The organism is Pseudomonas sp. KBS0710 (assembly GCF_005938045.2).
GTDB lineage: Bacteria > Pseudomonadota > Gammaproteobacteria > Pseudomonadales > Pseudomonadaceae > Aquipseudomonas.
Map to the genome: position 1 here is coordinate 652,872 of NZ_VCCF02000001.1, position 18,777 is coordinate 671,648.

Annotated in this window: 15 protein-coding genes; 3 read left to right on the forward strand and 12 right to left on the reverse strand. The window is 57.4% G+C overall.

Annotated features, from left to right (window positions below; all coding sequences use genetic code 11):
* Window positions 1-385: 385 nt before the first annotated feature.
* Complete coding sequence (locus tag FFI16_RS03035; protein ID WP_138814088.1) at window positions 386-1,807, forward strand: amino acid permease; 1,422 nt, start codon at window positions 386-388, stop codon at window positions 1,805-1,807.
* A gap of 59 nt (window positions 1,808-1,866) precedes the next feature.
* On the opposite strand, the gene FFI16_RS03040 is transcribed toward FFI16_RS03035, so the two are convergent.
* Window positions 1,867-2,244, reverse strand: a complete 378-nt coding sequence (locus tag FFI16_RS03040) for a cytochrome c (protein WP_138814089.1) — start codon at window positions 2,242-2,244, stop codon at window positions 1,867-1,869.
* Window positions 2,245-2,301: 57 nt separating this feature from the next.
* Here FFI16_RS03040 and arfB point away from each other — a divergent pair, with 57 nt between their 5' ends.
* A complete protein-coding gene (arfB, locus tag FFI16_RS03045; protein WP_017139168.1) occupies window positions 2,302-2,715 on the forward strand; it encodes an alternative ribosome rescue aminoacyl-tRNA hydrolase ArfB in 414 nt (137 codons plus the stop codon).
* Here arfB and FFI16_RS03050 read toward each other — a convergent pair.
* The 3 genes from FFI16_RS03050 to FFI16_RS03060 form a co-directional block, all read right to left on the reverse strand.
* On the reverse strand, window positions 2,712-3,908 hold the full coding sequence (locus FFI16_RS03050; RefSeq protein WP_138814090.1) for an MFS transporter: 1,197 nt from the start codon (window positions 3,906-3,908) through the stop codon (window positions 2,712-2,714). The genes arfB and FFI16_RS03050 overlap by 4 nt on opposite strands.
* A 103-nt stretch (window positions 3,909-4,011) precedes the next feature.
* Window positions 4,012-4,194 carry a hypothetical protein gene (locus FFI16_RS03055; protein WP_138814091.1) on the reverse strand — a complete coding sequence of 61 codons (183 nt, stop codon included), beginning with the start codon at window positions 4,192-4,194 and terminating at the stop codon, window positions 4,012-4,014.
* 492 nt (window positions 4,195-4,686) lie between these two features.
* Window positions 4,687-4,998, reverse strand: coding sequence for a DUF962 domain-containing protein (locus FFI16_RS03060; RefSeq protein WP_138815351.1), 312 nt, complete (start codon window positions 4,996-4,998; stop codon window positions 4,687-4,689).
* Between the two features lie 161 nt (window positions 4,999-5,159).
* Here FFI16_RS03060 and FFI16_RS03065 point away from each other — a divergent pair, with 161 nt between their 5' ends.
* Window positions 5,160-6,218 (forward strand): AraC family transcriptional regulator, encoded by a 1,059-nt coding sequence (locus FFI16_RS03065; RefSeq protein WP_138814092.1) that lies wholly within the window; start codon window positions 5,160-5,162, stop codon window positions 6,216-6,218.
* Here FFI16_RS03065 and FFI16_RS03070 read toward each other — a convergent pair.
* The 8 genes from FFI16_RS03070 to FFI16_RS03105 form a co-directional block, all read right to left on the reverse strand.
* Window positions 6,175-7,629: a TrkH family potassium uptake protein gene (locus FFI16_RS03070; RefSeq protein WP_056858616.1), complete on the reverse strand. Its 1,455-nt coding sequence runs from the start codon at window positions 7,627-7,629 to the stop codon at window positions 6,175-6,177. The two genes, FFI16_RS03065 and FFI16_RS03070, sit on opposite strands and share 44 nt — an antisense overlap.
* 248 nt (window positions 7,630-7,877) lie before the next feature.
* The gene (locus tag FFI16_RS03075) at window positions 7,878-9,221 is read right to left on the reverse strand and encodes an imelysin family protein (RefSeq protein WP_138814093.1); all 1,344 of its coding nucleotides are present in this window, start codon (window positions 9,219-9,221) and stop codon (window positions 7,878-7,880) included.
* Between the two features lie 127 nt (window positions 9,222-9,348).
* Window positions 9,349-11,400, reverse strand: a complete 2,052-nt coding sequence (locus FFI16_RS03080; RefSeq protein ID WP_138814094.1) for a bifunctional diguanylate cyclase/phosphodiesterase — start codon at window positions 11,398-11,400, stop codon at window positions 9,349-9,351.
* 211 nt (window positions 11,401-11,611) lie between these two features.
* Window positions 11,612-11,839, reverse strand: coding sequence for a hypothetical protein (locus FFI16_RS03085; RefSeq protein ID WP_138814095.1), 228 nt, complete (start codon window positions 11,837-11,839; stop codon window positions 11,612-11,614).
* A 203-nt stretch (window positions 11,840-12,042) separates the two neighbouring features.
* Complete coding sequence (locus tag FFI16_RS03090; RefSeq protein WP_138814096.1) at window positions 12,043-16,731, reverse strand: RHS repeat protein; 4,689 nt, start codon at window positions 16,729-16,731, stop codon at window positions 12,043-12,045.
* Window positions 16,732-16,979: 248 nt separating this feature from the next.
* Window positions 16,980-17,576, reverse strand: a complete 597-nt coding sequence (locus FFI16_RS03095; RefSeq protein ID WP_043049045.1) for a superoxide dismutase — start codon at window positions 17,574-17,576, stop codon at window positions 16,980-16,982.
* 175 nt (window positions 17,577-17,751) lie between these two features.
* Window positions 17,752-18,354, reverse strand: coding sequence for a LysE/ArgO family amino acid transporter (locus tag FFI16_RS03100; RefSeq protein ID WP_056858652.1), 603 nt, complete (start codon window positions 18,352-18,354; stop codon window positions 17,752-17,754).
* A 5-nt stretch (window positions 18,355-18,359) separates the two neighbouring features.
* Window positions 18,360-18,761, reverse strand: coding sequence for an ACT domain-containing protein (locus tag FFI16_RS03105; RefSeq protein ID WP_138814097.1), 402 nt, complete (start codon window positions 18,759-18,761; stop codon window positions 18,360-18,362).
* Window positions 18,762-18,777: the final 16 nt, after the last annotated feature.

An 18,777-nucleotide genomic window follows, 5' to 3' on the forward strand; every position in this document is an offset into this window, starting at 1 on the left:
TAACGATAGTTTTACGGGTTTGCCCCGGCATTCCTGAGTGGCGTTCGGCTGTAAGGATTAGCTGACAGTTTGTCGCGTGCACCCTGTTGGGGCGTGCTGAAGCTGTCGAGCGGTGTACAATGCGCCGCGTTTTACTGTGACCCTCCTTGCGTATCCACGCAAAAGGCCAAGACCTCAGGGTTTACCCATCCTGATCACTCCGTCCGGCCACGAGTCGGACGGGTTCGATTTCGTCACAGATAAAAACAAACAGGTGACGCATGACCGTTAGAAAGACGCTGTACTCCTGGTGCCTGCGCTGGGGTTTGAGCGGCGCTGCTTGAGTCGGTAATTCAAGGCAGCAACCTGCATTCGATATTCTCAAACCTTGCGTGAGACCCTTTTCATGAGTGGACCCCAATCTTCTTCAGGCGAGCTGAAACGCGGCCTGAAAAATCGGCATATCCAGTTGATCGCCCTCGGTGGCGCCATCGGCACCGGCCTGTTTCTGGGCTCGGCCGGCGTGCTCAAATCCGCCGGCCCATCGATGATCCTGGGTTATGCCATCTGCGGCTTCATCGCCTTCATGATCATGCGCCAGCTCGGCGAAATGATCGTCGAAGAACCGGTCGCCGGTTCCTTCAGCCACTTTGCCCACAAGTACTGGGGCGGTTTCGCCGGCTTCCTGTCGGGCTGGAACTGCTGGATTCTGTACATCCTGGTGGGCATGTCGGAGCTGACAGCGGTCGGCAAGTACGTGCACTACTGGTGGCCGCAGATCCCGACCTGGGTCTCGGCGGCGGCGTTCTTCGTGTTGATCAACCTGATCAATCTGGCCAACGTCAAAGTCTTCGGTGAAGCCGAGTTCTGGTTCGCCATCATCAAGGTCGTGGCTATCGTCGGCATGATTGCCCTGGGCAGTTACATGCTGGTCAGCGGCAGCGGCGGCCCACAAGCTTCGGTGAGCAACCTGTGGGACCACGGCGGGTTCTTCCCCCATGGCGTCGGCGGCTTGGTGATGGCCATGGCGATCATCATGTTCTCGTTTGGCGGCCTGGAAATGCTTGGTTTTACCGCCGCTGAAGCCGACCAGCCACGTACGGTGATCCCAAAGGCGATCAATCAGGTGATCTACCGCATCCTGATTTTTTACATCGGCGCGCTGGTGGTGCTGTTGTCGCTGACGCCATGGGACAGCCTGCTGGCGACCCTTAACGCGTCGGGCGATGCCTACAGCGGCAGCCCGTTCGTGCAGGTGTTCTCGATGCTGGGCAGCAACACCGCCGCGCACATCCTCAACTTCGTAGTGCTGACGGCGGCATTGTCGGTGTACAACAGCGGCACCTACTGCAATAGCCGCATGTTGCTGGGCATGGCTGAGCAGGGCGATGCGCCCAAGGCACTCGCCAAAATCGACAAGCGTGGTGTACCGGTGCGCTCGATCCTGGCGTCGGCGGCGGTCACGCTGGTGGCGGTGTTGATGAACTACTTCATCCCTCAGCACGCGCTGGAACTGCTGATGTCGCTGGTGGTAGCCACCTTGGTGATCAACTGGGCGATGATCAGCTTCTCCCACCTCAAGTTCCGCCAGCACATGAACCGCACCGGCCAGGTGCCGTTGTTCAAGGCCCTGTGGTATCCGTATGGCAACTACCTCTGCCTGGCGTTCGTGGTGTTTATCCTGGTGATCATGCTGATGATTCCGGGGATTCAGGTGTCGGTGTACGCAATCCCGGTGTGGGTAGCGTTCATGGCGGTGTGTTACGGGATCAAGAACAAGCGCAGTGCTGACGCTGCGTTGACCACGGCGAGTGCAGCGCTGAAGTAAGTGGCGCTTCAACGGTTATCAATACCCCTCTATTGAGGGGTATTTTTTTGCGATGAGATTTATCGGCTGTTTGCAATAACACCACTCATGTAGGCGTTGAGGTCGCGAAAATCCTTGACGCTCCAGGCATGCGGCGCAACCTTCACACCGTTGTCTTGCAGGGTTTTTGGGATCAGGTTGCCATTGGGGCGAAGGATCACCGAAGACACAATAACGCCTGGATAATCCGCCAGCCGTTTTTTGAAAGCAGGCGTTGTAAGGTCAGGCGTGGGAGGGCTGCTTTTCCTGGCCAATGGACCGCTGGCCTTGAGGTCTGGGCCGTGGCACATGGCGCATCGCTGTGAATACAGGTTTTTGCCGTTGGCATTGTCCGCGAAGGACAGTGACGTTTGAATGAGTGATAAAGTGCCGAGCACAGTGATGAATAGCCTTTTCATGTTCCTGCGTCCTTGTTTTTTATGGTGTTGTCGCCCGTTGCCTAAGGTTTTTGAGTGATGCTGGTAATTTCCAACAACGTGCACTTGCCCGATGCCGAGATCGAGTTGACCGCCATTCGCGCCCAGGGCGCCGGTGGGCAGAACGTCAACAAGGTGTCGAGCGCGGTGCACCTGCGGTTTGACATCCCGGCTTCATCGTTGCCGGCGTTCTATAAGGAGCGTTTGCTGGCACTGCGTGACAGCCGTATCACCAGTGAAGGCGTGCTGGTGCTCAAGGCCCAGCAATACCGTACTCAGGAACAGAACCGCGCCGATGCGCTGGAGCGCTTGGTGGAGTTGATCCTCAGTGCCACCAAGGTCGAGAAGAAGCGCCGCCCGACCAAACCCACCCTGGGCTCGAAGAAGCGTCGACTGGAATCCAAGACCAAGCGTGGCAGCATCAAGGCTGGGCGCGGCAAGGTCGACTTCTAGGCGTCGCGCGCCTCACGGGCCTTGGGTGCTTGCCGGTACAAATACACACTCAACAGTAGGCCACCGACGGCAGCCAGGGCAGCAAACAGGAAGATCGACGCAAAGCCGAAACCAGCCGCCACCGCCCCGGCCAGTGGGCCGGTGATACCCAACGACAAGTCGATAAACAACGAATAAGCCCCCACCGCCGCGCCACGGCTGGAGGCCGGCACCAAATTGACGGCTTCTACGCCCAGCGCTGGAAACACCAACGAAAAGCCAAACCCGCTCAACGCCGCACCGGCGAGCGCCCATTGCGCGTCGGGTGCCATCCACAGCAACAGCAGGCCGAGGGCTTCTACCGACAGGCAGGCAATTGCCACACGAAAGCCGCCAATCCGGTTGATCAAATTGCCGAACAGCAAGCGTGCGCCGATAAAACTGGCGCCGAAGAGGCTCAAGGCCCACACCGCGTTGTCCCAACTCTGGGTCGTGTAATACAGCGTGATAAACGTGGCGATGGTGCCGAAACCAATCGAACCCAATGCGAGCGCGCAGCCGTGGGGCAGCACGCGGCCCAGCACATTCATGAAGGGCAGACGTACGCCGGCCACAATCGGCGCGGCTTCCTTGTTCCAGGCCAACAGCACGCCGAGCACTGCCAGCAGGATGATGCTGACGCCCATGCTCCACAGCCCCAAGTGGCTGACCAGCAGCACGCCGAGCGGCGCCCCCACGGCCAGCGCCCCATAGCTGGCGATGCCGTTCCACGAGATGACCTTGGCCGTGTTGGCGGCACCGACTCGGCCGATGCCCCAGCCGATGGCGCCCGAACCCACCAGGCTTTCGGCGCTGCCCAGCACCAGTCGGCCAATCAGCAGGCTGATCAGGCTGACACCCGGCAGGCTGGAAAACCACGCCGCCAGCAACATGAACACGCCGCTCAGGCCGCAACCCACCAAACCGATCAGCACCGCGCGCTTGCTGCCCAGGTTATCGATGATTTTGCCGGCATACGGACGGCTCAGCAGGGTGGCCAGGTATTGCACGCTGATCACCAGGCCCGCGATGACCGCGCCATAGCCCAGTTGGCTGTGCACATAGCCCGGCAATACGGCCAGGGGAATGCCGATGTTGAGGTAGCCGATAAAGGTAAACAGCACGATGGAAACAACTTGCAGCGTGACCGCCATGGGGCGCTGGGTATTTGGCATGGGGGAGGTCCACCGTTGCAGCAGGTAAAGATAGGCTGCTAATGATACCGATGCTTTGGCTTGCGCAGGGCGGTAAAAAGCAAAACGTCAGCGCAAAAAGACCTCAGGCCTGGGGCGGGGCCAGCATTTGCGTGGTTACCAGGGCGGCCAGGGCGTTTTCCTGGGTGCCGAAACGCTTGAGCAACAGGGCTTGTTTGTCGGGGCTGAGGCGGTTCCAGACTTCGATCATCTGCAGGGCAGCGTCGAGTACGGCGGCGTCCGGGGTGTCGGGGAGGGTGTCGGTCATGGCGGGTCTCGGTGATTCAGGCAGTGTGGAAAGCGCTTGAAGTGCGCTTTCCACACGGTCTGGTACGGCGTCAGTCCTGGCTTTTGCTGTCGACTGGTTTTGCTTCTTTGGCCTCAGGCTGCTTGTCACTGGCCTGCTGCGGTGTTGGCTGCTCAGTTGGGTGCAGGCTTGGGAAGGGGAGATTAGGTATCTCGTGCATCGTCGTCGCTCCTCGCAAGATCTGTTTTATCAATCGCAGGTGATTCCGCGCTCTCAAAAAGCCTTGGCAGGATACAGCACTGAAAATGACAAAAAGAAATTTATGTCGGCGGATGTACGAATTTTCATTTTTTTACGCAAGTGGCATGGGGTCGCAGGCTGGGTGTCTGGGGGGTGTGTTGGGTTTGGGGGCATATCCGTTATTTGGGTGATGGCCACTTAGGGTTCCGCCATCACCCACATAACGGATAGGTACTCAGCCGCCCACCAACCCACAAAAAATCCGCAGATACATCAAAAAGGCACCTTCCCCAGAATCATGTCGCGATACATCACAAAATCCCCCAACAAACTGTAGAACGGATGTTGAAACGTCGCCGGGCGGTTCTTTTCGAAGAAGAAGTGCCCGATCCAGGCAAAGGTGTACCCGGCGACCGGCAGGGCCAGCAGCAGGCCCACGGAGCCACGGCCGATGGCATAGGCCAGAATCCCAATCACCAGGGTGGTACCAATAAAGTGCAGGCGCCGACAGGTGCTGTTGGCATGCTCACTCAGGTAGTAAGGGTAAAACTCAGCGAAGCTGTTGAATTGCTTGACGTTTTCCACAGTGATCGGCCCTTGGCTGGTGATGCCGCCCAACAGATGTTCGGCGGGGAGCTTATTTGAGTCTAGAGTGATCAGTGGTAACAGCCAGTGACAATAGATGCCACTTTAGTATCCTTGGCTTCCTGGCTGCCGTTTAAGCCTGCCTTTTTCAAGAAGACGCCATGAGCGAACGAACAACTTCTGCAAGCTGGGCAATGGGCATCGTCAAGGCATTGGAAATGGACGGCCTGGATTGCCGCGTCTTGTTCAAGCAACTGGGCCTGGACTACACCGCCCTCAGCGACCCCGATGCCCGTTTTGCGCAAGACTCCATGACCCGGCTGTGGCAGCGCGCAGTAGAGCTGTCAGGCAACCCCGCAATCGGCCTGAACATGGGCAAGGTAGTGCGCCCGGCGTCGTTTCATGTGGCCGGTTACGCCCTGATGTCCAGCAACACCCTGGCCGAAGGTTTTATGCGTCTGGTGCGTTACCAACGCATTATCGCCGAAAGCGCCGACCTGAGTTTTCGCCTGTTACCTGAAGGCTATGCGCTGATTCTGACGGTGCATGGCGATCACCTGCCGCCGACCCGCCAAAGCGCCGAAGCCTCGCTGGCCAGTGCCCTGGCCTTGTGCGGCTGGCTGACCGGCCGCACCCTGCAGCCGCGCAAGGTGGTGCTGCAAGGCGATCAACCGGCCGACCTGGCGCCTTATAAACAGGCCTTCCACGCGCCGATGGAGTTCAATGGGCCCTACGATGCGCTGATTTTCGAGCAGGCCGACATGGATGCGCCGCTGCCGACTGCCAACGAGGCCATGGCGCTGCTGCATGATCGGTTTGCCGGCGAATACCTGGCGCGGTTTTCCGAGAGTCGCGTGACCCACAAGGCGCGTCAGGTGCTGTGCCGATTGCTGCCCCAAGGCGAGCCCAAGCGCGAAGTGGTGGCGCAAACCCTGCACTTGTCCCAGCGCACATTGCAGCGGCGTTTGCAGGAGGAGGGCACCAGTTTTCAGACGCTGCTCGACGACACGCGCCGCGAACTTGCCGAACAATACCTGGCACAGCCGAGCATGACCTTGCTGGAAATCGCCTACCTGTTGGGTTTTGCCGACCCGAGTAATTTCTTCCGCGCGTTTCGCCGCTGGTTCGATGCCACGCCCGGTGTATACCGAGCGCGGTTATTGCAAACCTCGACGGTCAGTGGCGCCAAAACGCCGGAATGCACAGCACAAACACTGTAATAATTTCCAGCCTTCCCAACAGCATGCCGAATGACAAGATCCACTTGGCCGCATCCGGCAGGCTGGCGAAGTTACCGGCCGGGCCAATGGTTTCGCCAAGGCCCGGGCCGACGCCGGACACCGTGCTGGCAGCGCCGGTCAGCGCGGTCATCCAGTCCAGCCCCAGCAGCGACAGGGCCAGCGCAATGGCGCAGATAGTGATGGCGAAGAAAAACGAAAAGGTCAGGATCGAACGCACGATTTCTTCGTCGAGGCGATGGCCGTTGTACTTCTGCTTGATCACCGCGCGCGGGTGGATCAACTGGTTCAAGTTGGCCTTGAGCAGGATATAGGCAACCTGAAAGCGGAAGATCTTGATCCCGCCCGCCGTCGAGCCCGAACAGCCGCCAATAAAGCCCAGGTAAAAGAACAGCATCAGCGAGAAGTTACCCCACAGGCTGTAGTCCCCCAGCGCAAAGCCGGTGGTGGTCACCACCGAGGTAACGTTCAGGGCTACATGGCGCAGGGCATCCAGCCAGTGCAGGTTGGTGGTCCACCAGTACCAGGTGCCGAGTACCAGCCACGTCACGATCAGCAAACCGAGCAAGCCTTGCACCTGCTGATCCTTGATCAGCGCCCGGCGGTTGCCGCGCAAGGTGGCCACATACAGGGTGAACGGCAAGCTGCCGAGGATCATCACCACCACCGCCACCCAGTGCACCGCCGGTTGTTTCCAGTGGGCCAGGGATTCATCCGAGGTGGAGAACCCGCCGGTGGAAATCGCTGACATCGCGTGGTTGATCGCATCAAACAAGCCCATGCCGGCCCACCAGAACGCCAGGCTGCCCAGGATGGTGATGCCCACATACGCCGCCACGATCAGGCGCGCCACCATGTGCGAGCGCGGCATGACCTTCTCCGAGCGGTCCGAGGATTCAGTCTGGAACAGGCGCATGCCACCAATGCGCAGCAGCGGCAGGATCGCCACCGCCATACCGATAAAGCCGATGCCGCCCAGCCAGTGCAGCAGCGAGCGCCACATCAGGATGCCGGGGGACATGCTGTCCAGCCCGCTCAGAACGGTGGAGCCGGTGGCAGTGATGCCCGACATGCTTTCAAAGAACGAGTCGGTGTAGCTGATGTGCTGGGTCAGCAGAAACGGTAGCGCAGCGAAGATGCACACCACCAGCCAGCTGGTCACTGTAAGGAGGTACATGTCCCTGGGCCGCAGGTGCACGTGTTCAGGGCGGCCCGGGATGACCAGCGCCAGGCCGGCCAGGAAGGTGATCATGCTGGCCCACAGGAACGAGGGCAGGTCGCTGGTGCGTTCGAAGATCACCAGGGTGGCCATCGGGACGACCATGGCGATCGCGAGGGTGATCAGGAAGATGCCGATGATGAAACCGATGATGCGTAAGGTCGGCAACGCCATGAAGAAAGCTCGGGTTTGAGAGAGTGGCGCCATTCTACCTGCGGTGCAGGTCTTGTAAACCGGGGTGTCCGAGGCGATGCAGTTCAACTGTGGGAGCTGGCTTGCCTGCGATGGCGACCTGTCATCCAGCCGCTCTGTTGCTGACCCACCGCTATCGCAGGCAAGCCAGCTCCCACAGAGGTTATGAAAAGGGGCACGCGCGCACAAAAAAGGCGACCCGAAGGTCGCCTTGTTCAGCGCAGGATCAATCAGAACTCGTGATCAGCGTTATCCGGGTTCAAATCACTGATACCCAGCTTGCCCGCCGCAGTTTCGATCGCGCCGGTCTGCTTGACCAGTGCCGCAATCGCGTCGCGCACGATCTGGTTGCCCTTGTCGTTACCGGCAGCGATCAGTTGGTCGTAGTGCTCACCGGCGTTGGCCTGGTCAACCATCACCTGGATCTTCGCTTCGGTCGACGCCAGGTCGGCCTTGAGCGCCGAGTCGGCGGCTGGATCGGCCTTGGCCACCAGTGACGACAGGCTTGCGCCGGTCATCTTGGTGCCGTCGGTGCGGGTGTACTCGCCCAGGTAGACGTTGCGGATGCCCTTGGCGTCGTAGAAGTGCGAGTTGTGGGTGTTGTCGCTGAAGCAATCCTGTTCGTCTTCCGGCGAGTTGGCTTCCAGGGAAACCTTCATGCGCTCACCGGCCAGTTCGCCCAGGGACAGGCTGCCCATGCCGAACAACATTTTGCGCAGGCCGTCGGTGGCAGGTTCGGCCTCCAGGGTGGCGCGGTAGTTGTCGTCAACCTTGGGTTTCCAGTTGCCGACCATTTCTTCCAGGTCGCTGACCAGCAGCTGAGTCACGGCGCGCAGGTAAGTGCGACGGCGCTCGTTGTTGCCGCCGGTGGCACCGTCGCCGGTCATGTAGTCGGAGGCCGGGCGGTTGCCTGCACCTGGGCCGGTGCCGTTGAGGTCTTGGCCCCAGAGCAGGAATTCGATGGCGTGGTAGCCGGTGGCGACGTTGGCTTCGGAACCGCCCAGCTCATTGAGGCTGGCGAGTTTTTCCGGGGTGATTTCCTTGACGTCAACCTTGTCTTCACCCACCTGGATCTCGGTGTTGGCGATGATGTTGGCATTGGCGCCCGGGTTACCCAGCGCGTGCTCGTAGGATTTGTCTACGTAGTCGATCAGGCCTTCGTCCAGGGGCCAGGCGTTCACCTGGCCTTCCCAGTCGTCGATGATGGTGTTGCCGAAACGGAACACTTCGCTCTGCAGGTACGGCACACGGGCGGCGACCCAGGCGGTGCGGGCGGCTTTGAGGGTGTCGTCGCTCGGGTTGGCGAGGAAGGTGTCGATTGCGGTTTGCAGGGTCTTCGCAGTGGATTCGGCGTCGCTGTAGACCGCGAACACCATGTCGGCGTAATGCGCGACAACGGCCTTGGCGGCGGCTTCGTCGACCTGGCCGGCAGGCGTGGCAGCCGCTGGAGCGGTGGTGCTGGCAGCCGGGGTCGGCGCTTGAGGCGCGGCAGCCTTGTCTTTACCTTCGCCGCAACCGGCGAGAGAAATGGCAATGGCCAGCAGACTGGCGGTGGCCAGGGGCATACGAATCATGGCGAACATCCTGCTTCGGTTGTTGATAGGACGCGCGGGGGAGCGCAAAAACTGCGACATAATGCGAAAGATTTGCATTTTGTGTAAAGGCTTATGCGAGGGAAATATTTGGTATCGATTTGCTGGTTCAGAGAATCGCCGCGTTGTTGCGCTCGGCTTGTTTCAAATACGCCGCCAGCTCACGGGCCTGCAGCGGTTTGCTGTAGTGGTAGCCCTGGCCCTCATGGCAGCCTTCGGAAATGATATAGGCCTCCTGCTCGGCGGTTTCCACACCTTCGGCAATCACCTGCATGCCCAGGCTTTTGCCCAGTTGGATGATGGCGCGCACGATGGTTGCGTCATCGTCGTCATCCAGCAGGTCCTGGACGAAGCTCTTGTCGATCTTGATCTTGTCCAGCGGCAGGCTCTTGAGGTAGCTCAGGGATGAATAGCCGGTACCGAAGTCATCAATCGCGATCAATGCACCGGAACGGCGCAGGCTCAGCAAGTGCTGGGCGGCGGTGCTGATGTCTTCCATCAGGCCGGTCTCGGTCACTTCCAGTTCCAGGCTGCGCGGCGGCAGGCGGTAGATCTGCATCAGGTTGTTGACTACCCGTGGCAACTCGGTGTGGTGCAACTGCACGGTGGACAGGTTGACCGCCATGCGCAGTTCGGTGAAGCCCAGGTCATGCCATTCGCGCAACTGCCGGCAAGCCTGGTCCAGCACCCATTCGCCAATCGGGATAATGGTGCCGTTCTGTTCCGCCAGCGGGATGAACAGGTCCGGTGGCACCAGCCCGTGTTCCGGGTGCTGCCAGCGAATCAGCGCCTCAACGCCCACCACGCGGTGGTCGCGGTAGCTGATCTGCGGCTGGTAGACCAAGTGGAACTGGTCGCGGCTCAGGGCATCGCGCAGGTCTTTTTCGAGTTCGCGGCGGCGGCGCATTTCGCTGTCGACGCTGGCGATGTAGAACTGATAGCGGTTGCGCGAGCGGCTCTTGGCCAGGGTCATGGTCTGTTCGGCTTTTTGCAGCAGCTTCTCGGTGCTGTCGCCGTCTTCCGGGAACAGGGTGATGCCGATGGTGGCACGCAGGCGGATCTGGTCCTGGTCGAGGGCGAATTCGGCTTCCAGGTCATCGAGGATGCTTTGCGCCAGCTCGGCGGCCTCGTAAGGCTGGTCGATATCGGCCTGCACCAGCGCAAACTGGTCGCCGCCCAAACGGGCGAGCGCGCCAAGGCGGCCACTGTGGGCACGCAGGCGGTCGGCCAGGGCCAGCAGCAATTTGTCACCGGCCTGATAGGTGAACTGTTCGTTGACGCTTTTGAAGTCGTCCAGCCCTACGCACAGCACCGCCACCCGGCGCTGCCGACGGCCGGCGTCGGTGAGGATCTTGTCCAGTTGTTCCTGCAGCTTTTGACGGTTCGGCAGGCCGGTAAGAAAGTCGTACTGGGCCATGCGCAAGAGGCTCGATTCCGCCTCATGGCGCAAATGCGTATTGCGTTCGATGGACTCGAGCAACTGGTTGGCAGTGTTGATCCACAACCCCAGTTCGTTGCGTTCATGGCCTTTGAGCTGGGGGATCTTGTGTTCGCTGGGGCGGTCGGGGTTGATCGAGGTCAAGTGCTCGATGATCCGCGACAATGGCTTGGTCAGCAGCCAGTGATACACCAGGTACAGCACCAGGCCCATGGCCAGGGCGCGCAGTACGCCGGAAATAAAGATGATCACCGAGCTGACAATAAAACCTTTGCCGTAGGTGGCGGTGTCGAGGGTAATGCTCAGGTCGCCGTAATACTCGCTGTAGGGGCCTTTGCCGACCAGCGCAGTCGTGAAGGTGCGTTCCTGGCCAAGAATCAGGTCGGTCAACCAGCGGGTTGAAGACTGCTGCAAGGCACGGCTTTTTTCCGCCAGCATGGTTTCGTTGGGGTGGCCGATGGAGGCCATGCGCACAGCGTCGTCCTGAAACAGGCCTTCGATCACCTGCATGCCCATCTCGCGGTCCAGGCTGTAGACCGCCTGGGTCGAGGGGTCGCGAAACATGTCGAGGATTCGCTGCGCGTCACCGGCCACGGCCTGACGCGTCTTATAGGCATCAAACACGATCTGCGCCACGCTCAGCGCCACGCCCACGATCAATGCCGAGAGCAGCACAACCCGTAGCAACTTCACCGACAAGCTGTTTTTGAGTTCCAGCTTCAAAGGGTCATTCCTTGTTCCATGCGGGCGGCCTCAATATGCCATGAGTATTGGCAATCTCGTGATGGCAGTCAAAGGGACATTGCGGCTAAGGCGTATGGAGGCTGTGGAGGGAGTGCCTGGGAAGAAGAGAGCGATGATATCCATCGCCCTCGGGTACTGCGCAGGAAAGGAAGGGAACGCCTTCGGTATCCCGACATCGAGTGTTGCGGGCTTAAGAAATTTTGATTGAATTTTGGTTTACGTTATTGAACGTGATCTGATGATCGTTTTTCTGGTGAGCATCACCGCCGATTTTGCCTTGCGCCATGCCGGCGGCCTGACTGGCTGAATTGGCCAGCTTGCCCAGCAAGTCCATGCCCTTGCCCACCAGGTCCATGCCTTTGCCTGCGAGTGGCAACACTGAAGACACGGCTGACATACCTATCGATAACGGATCCATTGCAGACTCTCCTACAGGATGAAATGAGAGAGTTATTTCTCTCGCTTGCTGGGTGGCCTGTTCCTCTCGGTGAGTTCCACATTTCCTGCATTACTTTCATTTTTCATCGGCTACAAAAAAGCCCGGCAATGGCCGGGCTAAGGTAGTTTGAATGGCCTGAACTCGTGTTTCAGGCTCAGAGGTGTGCCGCTGCTGAAGAACGTCTACCTGGCCATGGTCAGTAACTTCAGCCAATTACCATTCGGTAAATAGGTTCCGTTTCCAATGAGCATATTCGCGGTTTTATACTCCTCCAACTCGTCCAAAACACCGGTATTCCCCAAGACGCCTGTGACAGCGAACATTATGGTGTTGAGGTCGCCAATCGGATCAAACATTAAGGTCTCTGGTGGCAGAAGGCTGTTGACTGGGAATGGTTCTATCAGACGCAGGGAACGCACAGGGCTCATGTTTTTCGGCAAGTCTCCTATAAGCAACCTTGCTTTTTGCATAGGTGAAAGAACCGTTGCGCGTTTAAAGATCGTCTTGCCGACGGCACGTGCCGTGTTCCCCAGGCAGCGCGCAAACAGCGCTGCTCTCTGCAATACCTTCTTCGCTAGTGTCGCAACTCCGCCGAACACGCCAAAGACCAGGGAGGCCCAGGCCAATCCTTGAGACAACTCTGGGTTGCTGTCGGCAATAACCACGGACACGATGGCCAGGGCGGATGCAACAGTCGCCAATGTGACCATGGCTGCCGCCATCAGTAACGTCGCTCCTCCGGTCATGACCGCCGTGAGTATGCCTAGGCCGGTAAAAATTACAGTTTTAATTAATTCCCCCGCTTTGCCCATGCCTAGAGATCCAGGGAGGTTGTCTCCCCAAATTCTCCTTAAGCCATCTTGCACCGGGTCGTGGCCACTGGGATCGTGAAAGTTGATGGGGTCGGCATCGGCACAGTAACCACGAGCGTTCGGGCCGCCCTCGCCAAAGGGGCTGCTTGTATCCCAGGTATTGAATTGGTAGTTGGCGGAAATGAGAAAACGATAACCGCAGCCCAAGGGGTATTGGCCGTTCGTGCTTTCAATGAGTTCGCGGTTAGCACCCAGTAAGGAGTGAGTATCTTCAAAGAAGTGTTCACCATAGGGGCTATAGGCGTGAAATTTGGTGGTATGGGCTGTCGCGTCATAGGTCACCCAGACCGTACCGTTGAGGTCGCACCACTCGTACAGGGTTCTTTCAACTCCAGAAACTCGAGTTAATTGCGCAACGCAGGCAGCACTGCCAGGCTTCAGATGCCGGCAGTCGTCGTTATCCCCCAACGCATATTCGCCATTGACCTGCAGGTCGTTATAGATAAATTGACGTTGGTCCGGGCCCTGGTTATGAGTCATCAGGCGATCGGAGGGGTCGTAACTGTACCGGGCGCTCCCGGCTTGTATCAGCCGTCCGAACGTGTCATAGCGGTATTTTTTACCGGTTTGGTCTTGAGCAAGCCTGTCCGCAGCGTCATACGTCAACGACGCGGATTTTGTGTAGTCCGCATGGGTGTTTTCAATCTTTTCCAGGCGAACGCCCCTCGCGCCATCGTAGGTATAGGTCGCGCTATTGCGCCCGCCGGCGAAGGTGCTGATGCATTGGGTGACATTGCCCAGCCCATTGTAGGTGAACTCTTGCTTATCGATGCGTTTGCCCTGCGGATTCAGCGGTCTCCAAACCCCAGTGGTCGTACACGACTTGAGCCGTCCACCAGCACTGTAGGTGAAGCTGCGTGAGCCCAGCACGTTGCTCCCTCTTTTCAACTGGACCTGTTTGAATTTGCCATCGGCAAAGTAGGTGGTGGCTATTTCCAGGGCGAGGGGTGTGTTTTGGGTGGGCACGAAGCGACGGCTGACCTCACGCTGCTGAGCGTCATATGTGTACCTTATGTTGACTGTTTCCGTTGCTCCGCTTTTGGTCTCTATCACTTCTTCTGCCAGTTGCCCCTGCTCGTTGTAAGCGTAGCGAGTGAAGAAGTCGTTCTCGCTACGTATACGTTGCCCGACATTGTTGTATCTACACGCTGTTGTTACCCCGAATACATCGGTGTAACTCAACAAGCGCCCCGCAGGGGAGTAGCGGGAGGACACTTCTTTGGATTCGCCAGGTTGAGTCTGTACGCGTTGTTGGGTTACGCGTGAGTTGAGGTCATGGCCGTACTCAAGGAAACGCTCTCCCTCTTTGACGGTTGATTGGCGTTGTGCGGCGTGAGCATAGGTGAAGATTTTTTGCTGGCTGAGGTCCGCAGTGCTGACTTTACTGACTTTGTTTCCCAACTCCTTTATGTACTCGTATTTGAGGTCGATACCGTCGGCGGTTCTTTTCGTAGCGGGCACCAGGCTGCTGCCATCGTATGTATAGAATTCGGTTGCATTGCCTCGGTTAAAAGTGACGACCCGATCCCATTCATCGAACTCTCGCTCACCCAATATGTATTTGTGGGTGCCGAAACTGATTTCCACGGTTGTCGGTTCATTGCTCTGTGAAAGCGGGTCATAAGTGTAGTAGTAGGTGTAGGCGAGGTTTAATAGAGGCAGCAATCCTGTGTCGTCTTCGACATAAGCCTCCGTCAGCACGCGCCCCAGGATGTCGTAGGTATAGGTGATGGTGGTAACGCCGTACTCGCCATTGGTTATAAGCTTTTGGAGGTGCTGTGCCGTCGTGTAGGTGGCTGTTTGGGTTTGAAACGTCTTACCACTCTGATCCTTCCACTCAACTTTTTTGATTGTGTCGTCCCGCAAGTCGTAAGTGGTGACCTTTTGATGTTTGTCAGTTATTTTTCCGGACCATTCAGTTCGAATCTTTGTGATGGGATTATACCGGTTGAAATACTCGCTGCCATCGCTATAGATTCGCCCGGTTGCCTCTCCCCAATTGTCGTAGGTTACCTCGCTCCATTTACTGAATCGCGGGTCGCTCCCCTGGAAACTTGCCTGGTAATCGTACTGAGTGCTGCGCAGCTCACGCCCTATCGCATCGTAGCTGACTTCCTTGAGCAAGCGTCGAGTGTCCGCTGTAACGTACTCGTACTCTCTTACCAACCGATCCTGCCCATCGTATTCGCTCAAACGAACTTGCCCATTCGCCTCGGTGGTTTTCACTTGCCCGGGGGCTGGGTAGTCATAGGTTGTGGTTTGCTTATAGGTCGGACTTTGCGCACATAAGGTCTGGCTTGCCAGCCTGCCAGAGCTGTCATAGGTGTATTCGCAGCGATTACCGTCTTCGTCTACTTGACGAATGAGGTGCCTGCTAAGGACGCTCTGAGTGAATGAAGAAGTACGCGTGGACGAGGTATCAACTGTGTCGGTAATTTGGGTGGTCAGTTCTGTGTTGTTTTCTCCTCCAAGTGTGTACTCGAAAGAGCGTTGAAAGTCTCGAAGCGAGCGGCCTTCACGAATGATAGATTGTGGCTTTCCTTTACGAAAGTCATCTTGCGTAAAATAGACAAAGGATTGAGAAAATACGGTGGGCTTTGGAATCAGGCTGTTATTGATGATTTCATCTATAGCTTCGAGCTTTGGCTCGCTCATGCCAGTTATAGAGATGTATTCGTATATTTTTTTATGGCTGAAAAATGTTAAAGATTTTACGTTTTCCACTGTTTCACTGACGGGGCGGTCTGAGCCGAACCTTGGGCCATCGGCGTATGTATAGGATGTGCGTTTGTCGTTTTCAATGTTCTCCGTTAGCGCTGCGTCTTTATTGAAATGGGTGACGATTTTAGATTCTCGACGGCTGGCGTTTTGACGGTAAGTCGTGGTACGTTGGTTTTTTATTGTGTTTGGGGTTGCGGAGATTGTATATTCTGTTGTGGTGCTTCTTGTTACGCCGGCGACCGTTTTGATTGCCGCTTCCGATAGGATTTCGTTGGTTATGTAATCGTACGTGTACTCAGTTCTTCCTTCTCGATGGGATTTGGTTGTTATGTAGGTTTTAAGGTTGGAGGAACGGTCGTATTCATACCTGTTCACCACCGTCTGGCCGCCGCCATTGGGTATCAAGGTATGCTCGCTAACGCAGGGCAGCGCCGACAATTTCGGGTCGTCTGGGAAATTCAATCCATTGTCATTATACTCAAGCTCTTCTTTCAGACCCTCCCAACCCGTGTACTTGATCATCAGCCAGCCGGCGCTCTTGTGATCCAGGTATTCAAACGTGGACTTTATATCGTCGGCAAGCGTTATTGATTTAAGTGCGTAGTTCTCAATGTCCAGTTTATAACGCAGCGTTTCAGTCGGATCGTCTGGCCAATAGGTTAAGGTCACCGGTGTGATTGCCGTCTCGGCGTTATCGTCGGCGAGCGTATAGTCGATGTCCAGCAGCGTGCGATATTTATCCGTGACGCGCTGTAACTTGATCTGATGGTATGTCGTGCCGTCTATGACATGGGGGGTGACGCTCCAGCTCAGGTTTAAATAGTTATAACCATCGGTGGTCAGCGACTTGGGAACATAAAATAGCGTGTCTCCCAATTTGGAAAGAACTTCTGTTCTGCCGCCCTTGCGGTAGACGGTTAAGGTGTCATCGCTGTTCCATTCCACAATCACCGCGGGCTGTTTCAGATTTTTACCTTTTTCCAGCTTGAGCGTTTCCCCAGTGCTGAGTGTCAGTACTTCATATTCTTCACTGAAGATCGTAAAACAGAACTCCCAGCCATCGCCCAATGCGTTAAGGTTGTTGGTTGTGGGGCTATAAAACAAGTCTGTTTCAAACTCGGGGCCACTGCCGCAATTGCCGATCAGGAGGGGCATTTTTACATAGGCTTCGAATAGCCCGGTGCGGGTGTTGACCATGTTGTATTTCTGGGTGGTCGCATTAAAAATCGGTTTGCTTTCGTAGTCGGCCGGGTCTTTGCCCATTGGGTTGTGTGCCATGGTTAATCTCCTTATTACTTGGCCAGTCCTGAGCCTTCAGGACGGATAGGGAGATCTGAGCGTACGCAAAATTTCGCTGCGCAGAACCTGTGAGTTCTGACAGTTTTTTATAAATTTTAGCTATGGTTGATAGTGTTTTCAGGCGTGAAGGTGCAGGCTTTAAAACGGGCATAAAAAAACCGGCCCTCCGAATGGGAGGCCGGTTTTTTGCGGTTCACCTAAGTGACCCGCTGTACGGCAAGCCGTGCTTAAGCAGTAAAGGCCTTGCCTTCAAACTGCTCAGCCACGAACTTCCAGTTGACCAGGTTCCAGAACGCTTCCACATACTTTGGACGCACGTTGCGGTAGTCGATGTAGTAAGCGTGTTCCCACACGTCGCAGGTCAGCAGCGGGGTGTCGCCGCTGGTCAGCGGGTTGCCGGCGCCGATGGTGCTGGCCAGGGCCAGGGAACCGTCAGCTTTTTTCACCAGCCAGCCCCAACCGGAACCGAAGGTGCCGACGGAGGTCTTGGTGAACTCTTCCTTGAACTTGTCGAACGAACCGAAGGCTGCGTTGATGGCTTCAGCCAGCGCGCCGGTCGGTTGGCCGCCGGCGTTTGGCGCCAGGCAGTTCCAGTAGAAAGTGTGGTTCCAGACCTGAGCGGCGTTGTTGAAGATGCCGCCCGAAGAAGACTTGACGATTTCTTCCAGGGTCTTGCCTTCGAACTCGGTGCCAGGCACCAGGTTGTTCAGGTTCACGACGTAGGTGTTGTGGTGCTTGTCGTGGTGGTACTCCAAGGTTTCCTTGGAAATGTGCGGCTGCAGGGCATCGTGTGCGTAGGGCAGCGGCGGCAATTCGAAAGCCATGATGATTCTCCTAATCAGGTCAGTTGCGGTGAGCGCAAGGCCGATCACGGGCGGCCAAACAAGCGCCGGGGAGTTTGTACTCTTTGCGGCGCAGGGTCCGGATCATAGCACCGGGGGTGCGGCAAAACCACGCAACAACTGTGTGGGATAGAGGTTCCAGAGCGTTTTGGAATATTCACCCGGCACTGATCAATTGGTAGGCCACGCTGAACATCATCACCGCCACCAGAAGGTCGAGCAGACGCCAGGTCGCCGGGCGTGCCAACCAAGGCGCCAGCCACGCTGCGCCGAGTGCCAGGGTGGCGAACCACAGGAACGAAGCGCTGGCAGCACCGGCGACATACGCTCCGGGCTCGGTTTGTTGCGCGCCCAGTGAGCCGATCAGCAGCACGGTGTCCAGGTACACATGGGGATTGAGCAGCGTTACCGCCAAGGCACTGAGCAACACTGCGCGTAATGAACGCACCTTGAGGTTGGCACCTTGTTCCAGGCTTTGCCGGGAACACGCACGACGCAACGCCAGGGTGCCGTACCACAACAGGAACGCCGCGCCGCCCCAGCGGGCAATGGCCAGCAGCAGAGGGTTTTGCGCCAGCACAGTGGCCAGGCCGAAGACCCCGAGCGCCACCAGAATTGCATCACATACGATGCACAGCGCCGCTACCGGCAAGTGATGCTCACGGCGCAGGCTTTGTGCCAATACAAACGCGTTCTGGGTGCCAATCGCCATGATCAGGCCAAGAGCCACCAGCAGCCCGTTTACATAACTTTGCCACATAGCCATTACTCCGCGTTTGTTGCCAGTTGGCGCAATACATCCATGGCCCGCTCGGCATCGGCGCGGCCGACGAACAGGTGGTCGTGATAAAACCCGGCGATAACGTTGCAACTGATACCGGCGCTGCCCAGCGCACTGGCGAACGCCGCCGTCAGGCCCACGGCTTCAAGGGCCGAATGCACATTCAGGGTGATCCACGCGGCCACATACTCGAAGGCCAGCCCGGCTTGTTCCGCCTGTTGACGCTCCACAATCAGGGTCAAACCCTCCTGCTCGCGAAAGCTGCCGATGACCTCGCAACCTGCTGGGATGCGTTGGTCGGGCAGGGTGCAGAACACGTAGTCGCCCTTATTCAGATGAGGGCTCATGCTGCGCAGCAGGGTTGCCAGGGCGGTTTCGCCAGCCATGTGTGAATTCCTTAAA

Excerpts from the sequence above, each read along its gene's own strand:
- FFI16_RS03035 (WP_138814088.1), top strand. The coding sequence starts at position 386 with ATGAGTGGACCCCAATCTTCTTCAGGCGAGCTGAAACGCGGCCTGAAA.
- FFI16_RS03040 (WP_138814089.1), bottom strand. The coding sequence starts at position 2,244 with ATGAAAAGGCTATTCATCACTGTGCTCGGCACTTTATCACTCATTCAA.
- arfB (WP_017139168.1), top strand. The coding sequence starts at position 2,302 with ATGCTGGTAATTTCCAACAACGTGCACTTGCCCGATGCCGAGATCGAG.
- FFI16_RS03050 (WP_138814090.1), bottom strand. The coding sequence starts at position 3,908 with ATGCCAAATACCCAGCGCCCCATGGCGGTCACGCTGCAAGTTGTTTCC.
- FFI16_RS03055 (WP_138814091.1), bottom strand. The coding sequence starts at position 4,194 with ATGACCGACACCCTCCCCGACACCCCGGACGCCGCCGTACTCGACGCT.
- FFI16_RS03065 (WP_138814092.1), top strand. The coding sequence starts at position 5,160 with ATGAGCGAACGAACAACTTCTGCAAGCTGGGCAATGGGCATCGTCAAG.
- FFI16_RS03070 (WP_056858616.1), bottom strand. The coding sequence starts at position 7,629 with ATGGCGTTGCCGACCTTACGCATCATCGGTTTCATCATCGGCATCTTC.
- FFI16_RS03075 (WP_138814093.1), bottom strand. The coding sequence starts at position 9,221 with ATGATTCGTATGCCCCTGGCCACCGCCAGTCTGCTGGCCATTGCCATT.
- FFI16_RS03085 (WP_138814095.1), bottom strand. The coding sequence starts at position 11,839 with ATGGATCCGTTATCGATAGGTATGTCAGCCGTGTCTTCAGTGTTGCCA.
- FFI16_RS03090 (WP_138814096.1), bottom strand. The coding sequence starts at position 16,731 with ATGGCACACAACCCAATGGGCAAAGACCCGGCCGACTACGAAAGCAAA.
- FFI16_RS03095 (WP_043049045.1), bottom strand. The coding sequence starts at position 17,576 with ATGGCTTTCGAATTGCCGCCGCTGCCCTACGCACACGATGCCCTGCAG.
- FFI16_RS03100 (WP_056858652.1), bottom strand. The coding sequence starts at position 18,354 with ATGTGGCAAAGTTATGTAAACGGGCTGCTGGTGGCTCTTGGCCTGATC.
- FFI16_RS03105 (WP_138814097.1), bottom strand. The coding sequence starts at position 18,761 with ATGGCTGGCGAAACCGCCCTGGCAACCCTGCTGCGCAGCATGAGCCCT.